General features: G+C 71.7%; 14 protein-coding genes. 9 read left to right on the forward strand and 5 right to left on the reverse strand.

Annotated features, from left to right (window positions below; genetic code table 11):
* Positions 1–7 precede the first annotated feature (7 nt).
* Both ACFFXY_RS20045 and dtd read right to left on the reverse strand, forming a co-directional pair.
* Positions 8–1,723 (reverse strand): DEAD/DEAH box helicase, encoded by a 1,716-nt coding sequence (locus tag ACFFXY_RS20045; RefSeq protein ID WP_382354637.1) that lies wholly within the window; start codon positions 1,721–1,723, stop codon positions 8–10.
* A 60-nt stretch (positions 1,724–1,783) separates the two neighbouring features.
* Positions 1,784–2,206: a D-aminoacyl-tRNA deacylase gene (dtd, locus tag ACFFXY_RS20050; RefSeq protein ID WP_382354640.1), complete on the reverse strand. Its 423-nt coding sequence runs from the start codon at positions 2,204–2,206 to the stop codon at positions 1,784–1,786.
* Positions 2,207–2,277: 71 nt separating this feature from the next.
* On the opposite strand from dtd, the gene ACFFXY_RS20055 reads away from it, so the two are divergent.
* The 6 genes from ACFFXY_RS20055 to ACFFXY_RS20080 all read left to right on the forward strand — a co-directional run bounded on the left by ACFFXY_RS20055 (position 2,278) and on the right by ACFFXY_RS20080 (position 6,899).
* Positions 2,278–2,601, forward strand: coding sequence for a DUF3099 domain-containing protein (locus ACFFXY_RS20055; RefSeq protein ID WP_382354643.1), 324 nt, complete (start codon positions 2,278–2,280; stop codon positions 2,599–2,601).
* A gap of 134 nt (positions 2,602–2,735) precedes the next feature.
* Positions 2,736–2,978, forward strand: a complete 243-nt coding sequence (locus ACFFXY_RS20060; protein ID WP_382355541.1) for a DUF3039 domain-containing protein — start codon at positions 2,736–2,738, stop codon at positions 2,976–2,978.
* Positions 2,979–3,047: 69 nt separating this feature from the next.
* Positions 3,048–3,680 carry a trimeric intracellular cation channel family protein gene (locus ACFFXY_RS20065; protein ID WP_382354646.1) on the forward strand — a complete coding sequence of 211 codons (633 nt, stop codon included), beginning with the start codon at positions 3,048–3,050 and terminating at the stop codon, positions 3,678–3,680.
* Between the two features lie 148 nt (positions 3,681–3,828).
* Positions 3,829–4,797: a sigma-70 family RNA polymerase sigma factor gene (locus tag ACFFXY_RS20070; RefSeq protein WP_359947855.1), complete on the forward strand. Its 969-nt coding sequence runs from the start codon at positions 3,829–3,831 to the stop codon at positions 4,795–4,797.
* A gap of 63 nt (positions 4,798–4,860) precedes the next feature.
* Positions 4,861–6,216, forward strand: a complete 1,356-nt coding sequence (locus ACFFXY_RS20075) for an RNA-guided endonuclease InsQ/TnpB family protein (protein WP_382354650.1) — start codon at positions 4,861–4,863, stop codon at positions 6,214–6,216.
* Positions 6,213–6,899 (forward strand): metal-dependent transcriptional regulator, encoded by a 687-nt coding sequence (locus tag ACFFXY_RS20080; protein ID WP_382354653.1) that lies wholly within the window; start codon positions 6,213–6,215, stop codon positions 6,897–6,899. The genes ACFFXY_RS20075 and ACFFXY_RS20080 overlap by 4 nt, the downstream gene beginning before the upstream one ends.
* A 285-nt stretch (positions 6,900–7,184) precedes the next feature.
* Here the strand turns inward: ACFFXY_RS20080 and ACFFXY_RS20085 are convergent, their stop codons facing one another.
* From ACFFXY_RS20085 to ACFFXY_RS20095, 3 genes are read right to left on the reverse strand one after another with little or no spacing between them, the layout of a single operon-like run.
* Positions 7,185–7,796, reverse strand: coding sequence for a hypothetical protein (locus tag ACFFXY_RS20085; RefSeq protein WP_382354656.1), 612 nt, complete (start codon positions 7,794–7,796; stop codon positions 7,185–7,187).
* Positions 7,793–8,587, reverse strand: a complete 795-nt coding sequence (locus ACFFXY_RS20090; protein ID WP_382354659.1) for a sulfurtransferase — start codon at positions 8,585–8,587, stop codon at positions 7,793–7,795. Before ACFFXY_RS20090 ends, ACFFXY_RS20085 begins: the two co-directional genes overlap by 4 nt.
* 10 nt (positions 8,588–8,597) lie before the next feature.
* Entirely contained in the window at positions 8,598–9,074 is a 477-nt protein-coding gene (locus tag ACFFXY_RS20095) for a deaminase (protein ID WP_382354662.1), read from the reverse strand.
* A 154-nt stretch (positions 9,075–9,228) separates the two neighbouring features.
* Between ACFFXY_RS20095 and ACFFXY_RS20100 the strand changes: the two genes are divergently transcribed.
* The 3 genes from ACFFXY_RS20100 to ACFFXY_RS20110 are packed head-to-tail and all read left to right on the forward strand — an operon-like array spanning position 9,229 to position 13,969.
* Positions 9,229–10,590 carry a GlnX family signal transduction membrane protein gene (locus ACFFXY_RS20100; RefSeq protein WP_382354665.1) on the forward strand — a complete coding sequence of 454 codons (1,362 nt, stop codon included), beginning with the start codon at positions 9,229–9,231 and terminating at the stop codon, positions 10,588–10,590.
* Positions 10,587–11,549: a glutamate ABC transporter substrate-binding protein gene (locus ACFFXY_RS20105; protein WP_382354668.1), complete on the forward strand. Its 963-nt coding sequence runs from the start codon at positions 10,587–10,589 to the stop codon at positions 11,547–11,549. Before ACFFXY_RS20100 ends, ACFFXY_RS20105 begins: the two co-directional genes overlap by 4 nt.
* 11 nt (positions 11,550–11,560) lie before the next feature.
* Positions 11,561–13,969, forward strand: a complete 2,409-nt coding sequence (locus ACFFXY_RS20110; protein WP_382354671.1) for a serine/threonine-protein kinase — start codon at positions 11,561–11,563, stop codon at positions 13,967–13,969.

Genomic DNA, 13,969 nt, shown 5'->3' on the forward strand with positions numbered 1-13,969 from the left:
CGCGAACTCACCACGATCGGATCTCCGCGATCCGCTCCTCCAGCTGCTCGATCGTCGCCTGCGCGCTCGGCGGCCCGCCGCACTTCGAGCGCAGCGTCGCGTGGATCTTCCCGTGCGGCTCGTTCGTGGAGAACGAGCGCGCGCCCACCAGGGCGTTCAACTGCTTGCGCAGCTTCAGGCGCCGCTGCGCGTTCGTCATCGGCGGCTCCGCGGTCTGGCGCTCCGCGACCTCCGTGCGGGCCCCGCCGCCCTTCTGCTTCGACATCTGCTCGCGCTGGCGCTTCTGGAGCAGCAGGTGGATCTGCTCGGGCGTCAGCAGCCCCGGCAGGCCCAGGTACTCCTGCTCCTCGTGGCTCCCCGACTGCACCGGCAGACCGAACGAGCCGCCGTCGAAGATCACCTGGTCGAGCTCCGCGCTCGACTCCAGGGTCTCGCGCTGCCCGCCGAGTTCGGTGCCCTCGTTGAGGACCCGCTGCGCCTGCTCCAGCAGCAGCTCCGGGTCCTGGTGCTCCGACTTCGGCTTGATCACGTGGTCGCGGTCCTGCTCCAGGTTCTCCGCGAGCGTCAAGAGCGGCACCACGCTCGGCAGAAACACCGACGCGGTCTCCCCCGGGCGGCGTGACCGCACGAAGCGGCCGATCGCCTGCGCGAAGTACAGCGGGGTGTGCGCGTTCGTCGCGTAGACGCCGACCGCCAGGCGCGGGATGTCCACGCCCTCCGACACCATGCGCACCGCCACCAGCCACTCCTGTTCGGACACTGCGAACTTCGCGATCTTCTCCGAGGAGCCCGCGTCGTCCGAGAGCACGATCGCCGCGCTCTTGCCGGTGACCCGCTTCAGGATGCCCGCATACGCGCGCGCCGAGTTCTGGTCCGAGGCGATGATGAGGCCCCCGGCGTCCGGGATGCCCGCGGCGCGCAGCGACGTCAGCCGCCGGTCCGCGGCCCGGATGACCTGCGAGATCCACTCCCCCTCCGGGTCGAGCGCGGTGCGCCACGCCTGGCTGGTGAGGTCCTTCGTCAGCGGCTCCCCCAGGCGCACGGCGAGCTCGTCGCCCGCACTCGTGCGCCACTTCGCCTGCCCCGAGTAGGCCATGAACATGACGGGGCGGACCACGCCGTCGGCGAGCGCGTCCCGGTAGCCGTAGAGGGAGTCCGCGCGCGAGCGCTTCGCGCCGTCGTCGTACTCCTCGTAGTCCACGAACGGGATCGGGTTGTCGTCCGAGCGGAACGGGGTGCCGGTGAGCGCCAGGCGCCGCTCGGCCTCCTCGAACGCGGTCTTGACGCCGTCGCCCCACGAGCGGGCGTCGCCGGCGTGGTGGATCTCGTCGAGGATGACGAGGGTGCGGCGGGCGAGCGTGCGGCGCCGGTGCACCGCCGGGTCCGCGCCGATCTGCGCGTAGGTGAGGACCACGCCGTGGTAGTCGGCGGCACTGTGGACGGCCGAGTTGCGGAACGCCGGGTCGAGCTGGATGCCGAAGCGGGCGGCCGCGCCGGACCACTGGACCTTCAGGTGCTCGGTGGGGCAGACGACGGTCACCGTGTCGACGGTGCCGTCGGCGAGCAGGTCGTAGGCGATGCGCAGGGCGAACGTGGTCTTCCCGGCGCCGGGGGTGGCGACGGCGAGGAAGTCGCGCGACTGACCCCGGTGGTACGACACCATCGCCTTGCGCTGCCAGACCCGAAGCGACGGAAGCGACTCGGGTGGGGCGGCCGGGATCATGCGGGCTCCTTCCGGTGGACGACGGACCCGGATGATTCTAGGCCGAGGGACGGGTCACGTTCAGCGCTCCAGGAGGATGGTGTTGGGGCCGACGTTGACACTGGAGACGCGCATCATGGCGCCGAACTTCCCGGTCTCGACGTGCGCCCCGAGCGCCCGCAGGTGCGCGGCGACGGCCTCGACCAGGGGTTCGGCGACCGGGCCGGGGGCCGCGGCGTTCCAAGAGGGCCTGCGGCCCTTGCGCGTGTCGGCGTAGAGCGTGAACTGGCTGACCAGCAGGACCGGCGCGCCGTCGTCGGAGGCGGACCGCTCGCCCTCGCGGATGCGCAGGCTCCAGATCTTCTCGGCGATCCAGCGCGCCTCGGCGTCTCCATCCGTGTGGGTGACGCCCAGGAGCACCAGGAGGCCCTCCCCGATCGCGCCGACGCTGGCTCCCTCGACGGTGACTTCGGCTTCGGCGACGGTCTGGACGACTGCTCTCATGCCCCCGATCCTCCCCTATGGCGCAGGCGTACGCTCGAAGCAGGGTGGGCGGGCGGACGAGGAGGCACGGCATGGGTCGGCGCGAGAAGACAGCGGTCATCACCGATGCGGCCATCTCCCTGGAGGAGGAGCGCCGGTACCGGACCATCCGCTACATCGTGATGATGTCGATCCGCGGGTTCCTGGTGATCCTGCTCGGCGTCCTCGTCATGGCCGACGCGCCGTACCTGTGGCTGTGGCTGCTGTTCGGCGTCGCGGGCATGGCGGTGCTCCCGTGGCTGGCGGTGCTCCTGGCGAACGACCGGGTCGTCAAGCGCCCCGGCCGGTTCTTCCACCGGCAGCGGCGGGCCCAGACGCTCCCGGCGCCCGACCGGCCCATGATCGATGCGGAGTAGCGCCCCGCGGCGCGGCGACCCGGCCGGTGATCGTTTCCGTGTCCAGACCACCGCGTGGCAATATTGAGGGATATTGCCCGCGCGATGAGGAGTGAGCGAACGTGAGCGGACTTCCCGAGACCGGCACCGGCGGTCTGGACGGCGGCGGTTCGACCCTGCTCGAAGAGCAGACCCAGACCCAGCCGAACTACACCTACGAGGACGGCGACGAGGAGCGCTTCTCGCACTACGTCCCGAAGGACAAGCTCATGGCCGCGATGGTCGACGGCGTCCCGGTGAAGGCCCTGTGCGGCAAGATGTGGGTCCCCACGCGCGACCCCGACCGGTTCCCGATCTGCCCGCAGTGCAAGGACATCTACGAGAAGATGCGGAAGTAGCGCGCAGCGCGCCTCTCACCTTCCTCCCGAGTGCCTGTGTGACGCGGGCCAAGCTGCTATAACGCTCGTGTGGCCATCCCTGGATTCGAGCCGACGAGCATGAGCCTCGTCGCGGAGCTGATCGGCACCGCGGTGTTCGCCGCCTCCGGCGCGAGCGCCGCGGTCGGCAAGCGCCTGGACCTGTTCGGCGTCGTCGTCATCGGCACGCTGTGCGCGCTCGGCGGCGGCGCCGTCCGCGACATCCTCATCGACGCCAAGCCCCTCGTGCTCACCGACTGGCGCTACCCGCTCGTGGCGGTCCTCGCGTCCCTCGTGGTGTTCCGGTTCCACCCCGCGCTCTCGCGCATGCGCCCCACCATGCTGGTCCTCGACGCGGCCGGGCTCGCGCTGTTCACCGTGGTCGGGACCCTGAAGGGCCTGGACTACGGCTTCGCGGTCTACGCGGCTTGCATCGTCGGAGTACTCTCCGGTATCGGCGGCGGCATCCTGCGCGACGTCCTCGTCCAGGAGATCCCCGCGGTCCTGCGCGAGGACTTCTACGCGATGGCCGCGGTGATCGGCGCGATCATCGTCGCCGTGGGCGCCCGGTGGGAGTCGCAGATCGGCCACTGGACGCTCATGATGATCGCCATCGCGACGATCTTCGTTGTACGGATGGTGGCCATCAGGTATCGCTGGCAGGCCCCGAAGCCGAATATCTGATCGTGTCTCCCGGGTTCGTGCCACCCTTCGAGCCGGGGGATCGCAAAGCGAGAAATCCGCTGCAAGCTGGTAAACCCGAGCCCGGTGCCCGCCGGGCGCGGTGCGGGGCCCCTCCCGCACGGGGGGATTGCAGCGAAAGGCGAAACCGATGGCACCTGTCGACAGCATCCGTCAGCGACCGGCCCAGCGACCGGCGCAGCGCGCGACCGAGTACTCCGGCGACCCCGTGCGCGCCTATCTCAACGGCATCGGCAAACACCGCCTGCTCACCGCCTCCGAGGAGGTCGAGTGCGCCAAGGCCATCGAGGCCGGCCTCATGGCCGAGTGCCGCATCTGCGAGACCACCGACCCCGACCGCCGCTCCGACCTGGCCCGCGTCGCCGCCGACGGCCGCGCCGCCAAGCAGCGGATGCTGGAGTCGAACCTGCGCCTGGTCGTGTCCGTCGCCAAGCGCTACTCCGGCGCCGGGATGAGCCTGCTGGACCTCATCCAGGAGGGGAACCTGGGCCTGATCCGCGCGGTCGAGAAGTTCGACTACCAGAAGGGCTACAAGTTCTCCACGTACGCCACGTGGTGGATCCGCCAGGCCATCAACCGGGCCGTCACCGACCAGTCCCGCACGATCCGCGTCCCCGCCCACACGGTGGACCAGATCAAGCGGATGAACCGGGTGCGCCAGGACCTCATGGCCGAGCTGGGCCGCGAGCCCCGCTACGAGGAGATCGCCCGCGAGCTCGACACGACCCCGGGCAAGGTCCTTGAGCTCATGTCCTACGACCGCGAGCCGGTGAGCCTCGACCAGACCGTCGGCGAGGACGACTCGACGGCCCTCGGCGACCTGGTCGCGCACCTCCCCCGCGAGAACGCCGGCGACGACGCCGTCTCCTACGCCCTGCTGCGCCGCCACATCGCGAACGTCCTCGCGTCACTGCCCGAACGGGAACAAACCGTCCTGCGCCTGCGTTTCGGTATCGACGACGGGCGCCAGCGCACCCTCGAAGAGGTCTCCGCCGACTTCGGCCTCTCCCGCGAGCGGGTCCGCCAGATCGAGAAGAACGCGCTGCACCGCCTCCGCCAGCCCGACTACGCGGGACGGCTCGCCGACTATGTGGCGTGAGGCGCCTCACGCCTCTGCGATCGCAGACCTGTTCTTGTCGCACCCCGCTCATACGGTTGGGGCGTGATTCGAGCCTTCAAGTATCCGCTGCGACCGACAGTCAAGCAGCAGCGTGCACTTGAGGCGATGTTCCTGGACCATTGCGAGCTCTACAACGCCGCATTGGAAGAGCGACGGACCGCTTGGTCGAAGCGCAGGGACCGGATCGGATACTTCGACCAGTGCGGCCAGCTCAAGGACGTCCGGCGGGACGACCCGGAGGGCCATGGCCGGTGGGCCGCCGCCTCCCAGCAGGCCACGCTCCGAAGGCTGGACCACGCCTACGCCGCATACTTTCGCCGTTGCAGAACCGGTGGGAAACCCGGGCACCCCCGCTTTCGGTCCGCTCGGCGGTTCGACTCGGTGACCTGGCCGCAGCACGGCAACGGGTGCGGATGGGATCCGAATCCCGACGACCCGGTGACGAGGGTCCGCCTCCTTGGAGTCGGGCACGTCCGGGTGCACCGGCACCGGCCGCTGGAAGGCCGGATCAAGACGATCACCGTCAAGCGCGAAGGCCGTCGCTGGTTCGTCGTGCTCGCCTGCGAAGCGGCAGTGCCCGCGCCGCTGCCGAAGACCGGCAGGGCGATCGGCCTCGATCTCGGCATCACCCGTTTCGCAACGATCTCGACCGGCGAGCACGTGCCGAATCCGAAGCACCTTGAGGCGTCGGCGGCGAAGATCGCCGATGCGCGGCGGGCACTCGCCGCCTTTCCTGCGAAGACCCCGTACTCGAAACGGACCAGGAAGCACCGGCTCGCTTCGGAGAAAGTCGCGGACCTGCACCGGAAGGTCGCGCGCCAGCGAGCGGACTTCGCGCACAAGACCGCGCTCGACCTGGTCCGCCGATTCGACGCGATCGCCGTCGAAGCGCTCAACGTCCGGGGCATGACCCGACGCGTCGAACCGCGAGCCGACCCCGATCGGCCCGGCGGGCACCTCAGCAACGGCGCGGCCGCGAAGACCGCGCTGAACCGGAAGATCCTCGATGCCGGATGGCGGCAGTTCCTGAACTTCCTCGCGTACAAGGCAGCATGGGCCGGTCGTGAAGTGAAGGCAGTCAACCCCGCCTATACCTCTCAGAAGTGCCCGCGTCAGGACTGCGGGCACACCTGCGGCGACAACCGGCATCGGGAGGTCTTCCACTGCACCCGTTGCGGCTATCATGATCATGCCGATCGCGTGGGTGCAATGAATGTAGCTTCCCGGGCCGGGCTGGTCCGCTTCGATGGGGCATACGTCGCACCGGAGGAAGTCGAGCCGATGTGGCGAACACGGCGAGACGGAGTCATCATTGGTGCAGACAGGGGGTCTGGCGGCTACTTGACCCACCCCGCCCGGTGCCCTGCGGGCGGACAGAGTGAAGGAACGAAGCTGTGACCACGGACCTCGTCGACACCACCGAGATGTACCTGCGCACGATCCTCGAACTGGAGGAGGAGGGCGTCCCTGCGCTGCGCGCCCGGATCGCCGAGCGGCTGGAGCAGAGCGGTCCGACGGTCTCGCAGACCGTCGGCCGGATGCAGCGCCACGGCCTGCTGAACGTGAAGAGCGACCGGCACCTGGAGCTCACCGAGGAGGGCCGCCGTCAGGCGGTCGCGGTGATGCGCAAGCACCGGCTCGCCGAGCGGCTCCTGGTCGACGTCATCGGGATGTCCTACACCGAGGCGCACGACGAGGCGTGCAAGTGGGAGCACGTCATGAGCGACACCGTCGAGAAGCGCGTGTACGAGCTGCTCAAGCACCCCACGAGGTCCCCGTACGGCAACACGATCCCCGGCCTGGGCGAGCTGGACGCCGACGCGCCCTCGGATGCGCGCGAGGCCGACGAGCGGCCCTTGAGCGTGGTCTCCTCCGGCGCGAAGGTGCGCGTGACGCGCCTGTGCGAGTCGGCGCAGACCCACCCGGACCTGCTGAACGCGCTGCACGAGGCGGGCGTGGACCCGGGCGCGGAGATCGCGGTGGACCGCCAGGACGGCGAGGTCGCGGTGACCTCCGGGACGCGGATGCTGCGCCTGTCGGTGGACGACGCCGCGAAGATCTTCGCCGTTCCTGTCGTTTAGTCCGAATTCGTTGCGGCGCAAGCCGTTTCACGGGCACTGCCGTGTCTTTCAAGCGCCTGACTGAGTCTTGACCACGGGACTACCGGGGCGTAGGCTGGCCAAAGCGTTGGAAACGGTTTCAACTGCGCGGTAGCTCCGCTCCCGGAGCCGAACGCCTGAAACCCCCCGAACTGCACTCCGCACCTGAGCGCCCTCCTTGCACCCCCGGCAGGGAGGGCGCTCGCGTGTGCGGGGGAACGGAACGGCCGCCGGACATGAGTCCGGCGGCCGTTCCTCATGCTGCGGTCACCCGGCGGCTTCGGCCTGGGCAGTGGAGATGCCGACGGCGAGCTGCGCGAAGCCGTCCACGAGGCCCTCGACCGCGGCCGGGTCGGTGTCCACGGGCGTGGTGTAGCGCATCTCGAAGATGGTGCCGCCGTCGTACCAGCCCATCTCCAGGGCCGGGCCGGCGCCGGTGTCCTCGGTGTGGACGACCCAGTACGCGGCCTCGCCGAGGCCGGTGACCTCGGAGGTGCCGTCGGCCAGCTCCTCCTCGTAGACGTCCACGGAGGCCTCGGTGCCGATGATGAACAGCGTCAGGTCCGGGTAGGCGGCCTCGCCGGTCTGGACGGCGCAGGTGAGCTGCGCGGGCGCGTCCTCCCCGGCGTCCTCGCCGGGCCCGCCGGAGGCGAAGCGGAAGTCCTCGCCGGTGGTGGAGTTGAGGAGCGCGGAGTCGATGAACGGGCAGGCGCCCGCGGCGTCGGCGAGGTCGAGCTCCACGGGCTCGGTGTCCTCGGCGGACGCGGACTCCTCGTTGGCGGCGGTGTCGAGCGGGCCCTCGTCCTCGGGGGTCTCGTCGCTGCACGCGGCGAGGGCGAGGAGCAGGGCCGCCGGGGCGGCGATCAGGAGTCGCTTCATGATTCCTCCCCGCGGGCGATCTCGCGGCCGCGCGCGGCCCAGTCGCTCCAGGATCCGATGTACACCGGCGGCGTCGGCAGGCCCGCGGCGGTGACGGCGAGCGCGCTGCGCGCGGCGCCGACCCCGGAGCCGCAGTAGAACGCGGGCTCGGGGACGGACTCGTAGCGGGCGCGGATGCGGTCCACGTCGCCCAGGTCGTCCTCGCCGAGGAACAGGTTGACCGCGCCGGGGACGTGCCCGGCGACGGGGTCCACGGGCTCGAACTCGCCGCGGTACCGCTCGGGGCTGCGCACGTCCACGAGGCTGTGGTCGGCGGCCCAGGCGGCGGCGCCGTCGGCGTCGAGCACGGGGAGGCCGCCGGGGCGCACGGTCACGTTGCCAGCGGGGCGCTGCGGGACCTGGGTCTCCAGGGGGAGCCCGGCCTCGGTCCAGGCGGCGAGGCCGCCGGTGAGGACGCGGACGTCCTCGATCCCGGCCCAGCGGAGCGTCCACCAGGTGCGGGCGGCGGACATGCCGTCGCCGCCGTCGTAGACGAGCACGGGGGTGCCGTCGTCGATTCCTGCTGCGCGCAGGACCCCTTGGAGCGCTTCGGGATCGGGCAGCGGATGGCGTCCGCCCACTGGACCGACCGGGCCGCAGACGTCCCGGTCGAAGTCGAGCCAGACGGCCCCGGGCAGGTGCCCCGCGGCGTACTCGGCTTCCTTGGAGTCGCCGCCGAGCGTCCACCGGACGTCGATGCGGACCGCGTCGGTCCAGGCGGCGGCCTCGACTGCGTCGATGAGTGGCCTCATGGGTCCCAGGTTATAGGAGGTGCGCGTTCGGCTCCGCGGCCGCCGCCGCGAATTCGGGCATCACGGTCACGACCACCCCGTGCTCCCGCAGGAAGGCGTCTCCGCCGGGCGCGGCCACGAAGGTGAGCGGCTCGGGCATGGCGTACGCGGTGCGGGCGACCCCGGCGTCGGCGAGGAGGTGCGCGCAGGGCGCGGGCCGGGAGGCGCGGCGGGCGCACGGCTCCATGGACGAGTAGGCGACCGCGCCGCGGGCGGCGGCCCCGGCATGGCGCAGGGCGACCTCCTCGGCGTGGTCGCGGGGGTCCTCGGCGCGCGACCAGCCCTCGCCGACGACGCGCCCGTCCTTGACGAGGACGGCGCCGACGCTGAACGCGGTCGCCGAGGGCGGGCAGCGCAATGCCAGCTCGCAGGCGCGGCGCATCCAGCGCGCGTCGTCCTCATCGGACTCGTTGGCGGCGTTCGGGGCCGGGCCGTTCGGGTGCTGCACGGGCCCTACCGTACCGGCAGGGTCCGCGACAGGGCGGCAGCCCGCGGGCGTTGCCGCTTGCCGATACCATGTGGGAGTCCCCCGACACTCCAGTCACGGTTGCGTGCGCGAGGCGCAGTCCCGACAGTCGTCTTCGAGTTGAGGTGCAGCAGTTTTGGCCGTCCAGTCCCCTCCAGCCCCGACCCAGGCGCCGCCTGCCGCGGGCCCGCCGGCCCCCGGCGCGGCCCCCGGCCGCTGGACCGACCGGGTCGCGGCCGCGCTGCGGCAGACGCCCGGCCAGCTGCGGGGCGTCCTCGCGGTCCTCGCCGTCCTGATCCTCGGCGCGGGGGTCACCGGCATGACCTCGATCCTCGCGAAGTCCGCGGTCATCGAGGAGACCACCAGCCAGTCCGGCCGCCTCTCGGTGGCCGCGCTCCAGCTCTACCAGGCGCTCTCGCAGGCCGACGCGACCGCGGCGTCCTCGTACCTGACGGCGGGCACCCCGTCGGAGGACATGAACGAGACGTACCGGACCGCGCTGCGCGACGCCACGGTCGCGCTCGCGACCGCCGCGGGCGAGGTGAAGACCGCCGAGGACGTGGAGCTGGTGGCCCAGCTCAACGCCCGCCTGCCGGTGTACACGGGCCTGGTCGAGACCGCCCGCACGTTCAACCGGCTCGGCGAGCCGGTCGGCGCGACCTACCAGGAGCAGGCCTCCACGCTCATGCGCCAGGAGATGCTCCCGTCGGCGCACACGCTCCAGGAGAACGCGCTCGCGCAGCTCACCGAGTCCCGCGACGGCGCCGCGGCGTTCCCGTGGGCCGCGGCCGCGCTCGTGGTCCTCGCGCTCGGGACGCTGTTCTGGGCGCAGCTGTGGCTCACCCGCAAGACGAACCGCACGTTCAACCTCGGGCTCGTGGGCGCCACGGTCCTGCTCGTGGTGTTCGCCGGGTGGCTGGCGATGGCGTCGCTGGCGTCCGCGGGCCACACGAACCGGTCCCACGAGGAGGGCTCCGGGCCGCTCGAACTGCTCGCGCAGGCCGAGATCGCGGCCCAGCAGGCCCGCGCCGAGGAGTCGCTCCTGCTCATCGCCCGCGGCGAGGACGACGACGCCGCATCCCGGTACGCGGAGCACATCGAGGAGCTGACCGCCGACGGCGGCCTGTTCGACCAGCTCGACGCGGCCTTCGCCGACGACCCCGGGCTCGGCGCGAAGGTGGACGCCGCGCGCGACGCGGCTACCGCGTGGAGCAACGGGCACGGCGAGGTCGTCAAGCTCGCCCAGGAGGGCAGCTACACCGAGGCCGTGGCGCTCGCCGTCGGCGACGACGAGGCGAGCCTCCAGACCTCCTTCAACGGCCTCAACGCGGCCCTGACCGAGGCCACCGAGACCAGCGCCGACCGGTTCGTCGACGCGACCCTCGACGCGCAGCGGACGCTCTCGGGCGCCGCCGCGGGCCTCGCGGCCCTGTCCCTGGCGGCGCTCATCTGCGCGGCCGTCGGCATCCAAGTCCGAGTGGCGGAGTACTACGCATGAACCGAACCGGAAGATCGCTCGCCGCGTTCGCGGCGGTCGCGTGCCTCGCCCTCGCCGCGTGCTCCGGCCCCGCGAGCATGGAGCCGCCAACCGTGGACGTGCCGACGCCGCTGCCCGACGGCATCGACTTCGCCCCCGAGGCCAGCCCCGCGGACGCCGACGTCAGCTGCGACCCGCTCTCGTCCTACTCCCCCGGGGCGGTCACCGCGGAGCAGGCGCGGGCGCTGCTGGAGAACCCCGAGCAGATCAGCATCGGCATCAGCCAGTCCACGAACCTCATGGGCTACCGCGACCCCGAGACCAACGACCTCGCCGGGTTCGACATCGACATCGCCGAGGCGATGGTCCAGGCCGTCATGGGCGACGCGACGAAGGTCCGCTGGGTGCCCATGAACTCCGCCGACCGCGAGCAGGCCCTCGCCGACGGCCGCGTCGACATGGTCGTGCGGACCATGTCGATCACCTGCGAGCGGTGGGAGAACGTCGAGTTCTCCACCGAGTACTACCACGCGGGCCAGCGCCTCCTGGTCGCCAAGGACTCCGGGATCGCCGGCCTCGCCGAGATGACCGCCGAACAGCAGGTGTGCACCGGCGCGAGCTCCACGTCCGTGGGGAACATCGCGGCGGTGAACCCCGAGGTCCAGCCGGTCACGGTCCCGGACTTCAACGACTGCCTGGTGCTGCTCCAGCAGGGCACCGTGGACGGGGTCGCGATCGACGACACGATCCTCGCGGGGATGGCCGTGCAGGACCCGACGCTCCAGGTCGTGGGGGACGCGTTCTCCGAGGAGCACTACGGGATCGCGTTCCAGAAGGGCGACACCGACCTCGCGCGGTTCGTGAACGGGGCGCTCGCGGACATGATCGCGGACGGGCGCTGGCAGGACTCGTACGACACGTGGCTGGCCGGCCCGCTCGCGACGGGCCCGGCCGCGCTGACCACGCAGTACCGGGACTAGTAGGGGAGCCGATGAGCGACCAGCAGCCGCCGCCCGAGCACACCCAGCGGTACATGGCGGGCCAGTACCAGCAGCCGCCGACCGAGGAGAGCGACACGCTCGCGGTCCGCAGGCGCATGTCCACGCCTCCGGCGGTGCCGCCGCAGCCGGGCTTCGCGCCCCCCGGGCCGCCCGGGCCGGGGACGGCCGCACTGTCGCCGCCGAGCCTGACGGCCCCCGTGGGGCCGCCGCAGGCGCACGCGGCGCAAGCGCAGGTGGCGCAGTCGCAGCAGGTGGTGCCCGCGAACGCGGTCGCCTCCCCGCCGCCCGCGCCGTACCGGGCCCCGGCCGCGCCGCTGCCGCAGCCGATCACCGGGCCGGTGACGCGCTCGACGACGTCGAGCACGCGCCAGCGCGGGGGCCTGTCGGACATGCCGCCGGTGCCGCCGCGCGACCCGGCCGAGGCGGTCATGGCATCGCCGCAGGTGTCGGAGCACAAGCGGTTCTGCTCCTCGTGCGGGAAACCGGTGGGGCGCCCGCAGGCGGGCCGCGCGGGCCGCGTCGAGGGCTTCTGCCCGTACTGCCGCGCGCGGTACTGGTTCACGCCGGCGCTGGCGCCCGGGGACCTGCTGTCGGACCGGTACGAGGTGCTGGGCGCGATCGCGCACGGCGGGCTCGGCTGGATCTACCTGGCGAACGACCGGAACTTCGCTGACGACCTGACGCAGCGGTGGGTCGTCATCAAGGGCCTGATCAACACCTCGGACGAGGACGCGATCGAGGCGGCGATCAACGAGCGGCGGTTCCTGGTCGGGATCGACCACCCGAACGTGGTGGACATCCACGACTTCGTGACGGCCGCGGACCCGCGCTCGGGGCAGCTCCAGTCGTACATCGTGATGGAGTACATCGCGGGGAAGTCCCTGCGGGACATCAGGGACGCGAGCGACGCGGAGGGCGAGCGGAAGCCCCTGCCGCTGGAGCAGGTGCTCACGTACACCGCGGAGCTGCTGCCCGCGTTCAGCTACCTGCACGACCGGGGCCTGCTGTTCTGCGACTTCAAGCCCGACAACGTGATCCACGTGGAGACGTGGCTCAAGCTCATCGACCTCGGGGCCGTGCGGCACGTCGAGGACATGGAGTCGGCGATCTACGGGACGCCCGGGTACTCGGTGCCGAACGACGAGATCCTCTCGGTGGGCCCGTCGGTGACCTCGGACCTGTACACGATCGGCCGGTCGATGGCCGTGCTGGCGCTGGACTTCAAGGGCTTCACGACGACGTACCGGGACCACCTGCCGCCGGCGTCGGAGGCGCCGCAGTTCGCGGAGTACGGGTCGTTCCACCGGCTCCTGATGCGCGCGACGCACATCGAGCCGCGCTCGCGCTTCCAGGACGCGGACGACATGCGCACGCAGGTGCGCGGGGTGCTCCACGAGGTGCAGTCGATCCAGCGCGGGGAGCCGCGCTCGGAGCCCTCGACGCTGTTCTCCGGCGAGCAGTCGGTGTTCGGGGAGCCCGACGTGGAGTACGACGTCCACAAGATCGGGGACCCGTTCGAGGTGGCGCACGCGCTGCCGACGCCGATGGTGGACCTCGCGGACCCGATGGCCGCGTTCCTGGCGACGCAGCAGGCCACGGACGTGAACGGCATCCTCACGGAGTTGAACTCGGCGCCGCAGCAGAGCCCGGAGGTGCAGCTGCGGCGGGTGCGCACGCTCGTGAACGCGGGCGAGCTGCACCAGGCCGCGGCGGTGCTCGACCAGTTCGCGCAGCGCGAGGGGAACACGTGGCAGGTGACGTGGCTGCGGGGGATCATCTCGCTGCTGGCCGCGGACTTCGCGACGGCGGCGGCGCATTTCGACGCGGTCTACTCGCACCTGCCCGGGGAGCTGTCGCCGCGCCTGGCGCTGGCGGCGTGCGCGGAGCTCGCGGGCCGCGCCGACCTGGCGCTGCCGCACTACACGCGGATCTGGGCGTGCGACCACCGGTTCGTGTCGGCCGCGTACGGCCGGGCGCGCCTGCTGGACCTCGAAGGGAACTCGACGGACGCGATCACGACGCTGCACCAGGTCCCGAAGACCTCGGCGCAGTACGGGATCGCGCAGACCGCGGCGATCCAGACGGCGCTGCACTCGCGCACCGCGCCGCCGTCGCTGCTGGACCTGCACCACATGGCCGGTCGCCTGGACGAGCTGAAGCTCGAACCGCGGCGCCGGCACCTGGTGTCGACGCGGATTCTGCACCTGGCGCTGGAGACGGTGCAGCGCACCGGTCCGGCCGCGGAGCCGCCGGTCTTCGGGGCGCGCCCCGAGGAGCGCGAGATGCGCCTGGCGCTGGAGCGGGCCTACCGGGACCTCGCCCACGCCTGCACCCGCAGGGAGGACCAGGTGTACTACTTCGACCTGGCCAACCGCCACCGCCCCCGCACGATGCTGTAG

This window comes from Glycomyces mayteni, assembly GCF_042428885.1.
GTDB lineage: Bacteria > Actinomycetota > Actinomycetes > Mycobacteriales > Micromonosporaceae > Glycomyces > Glycomyces mayteni.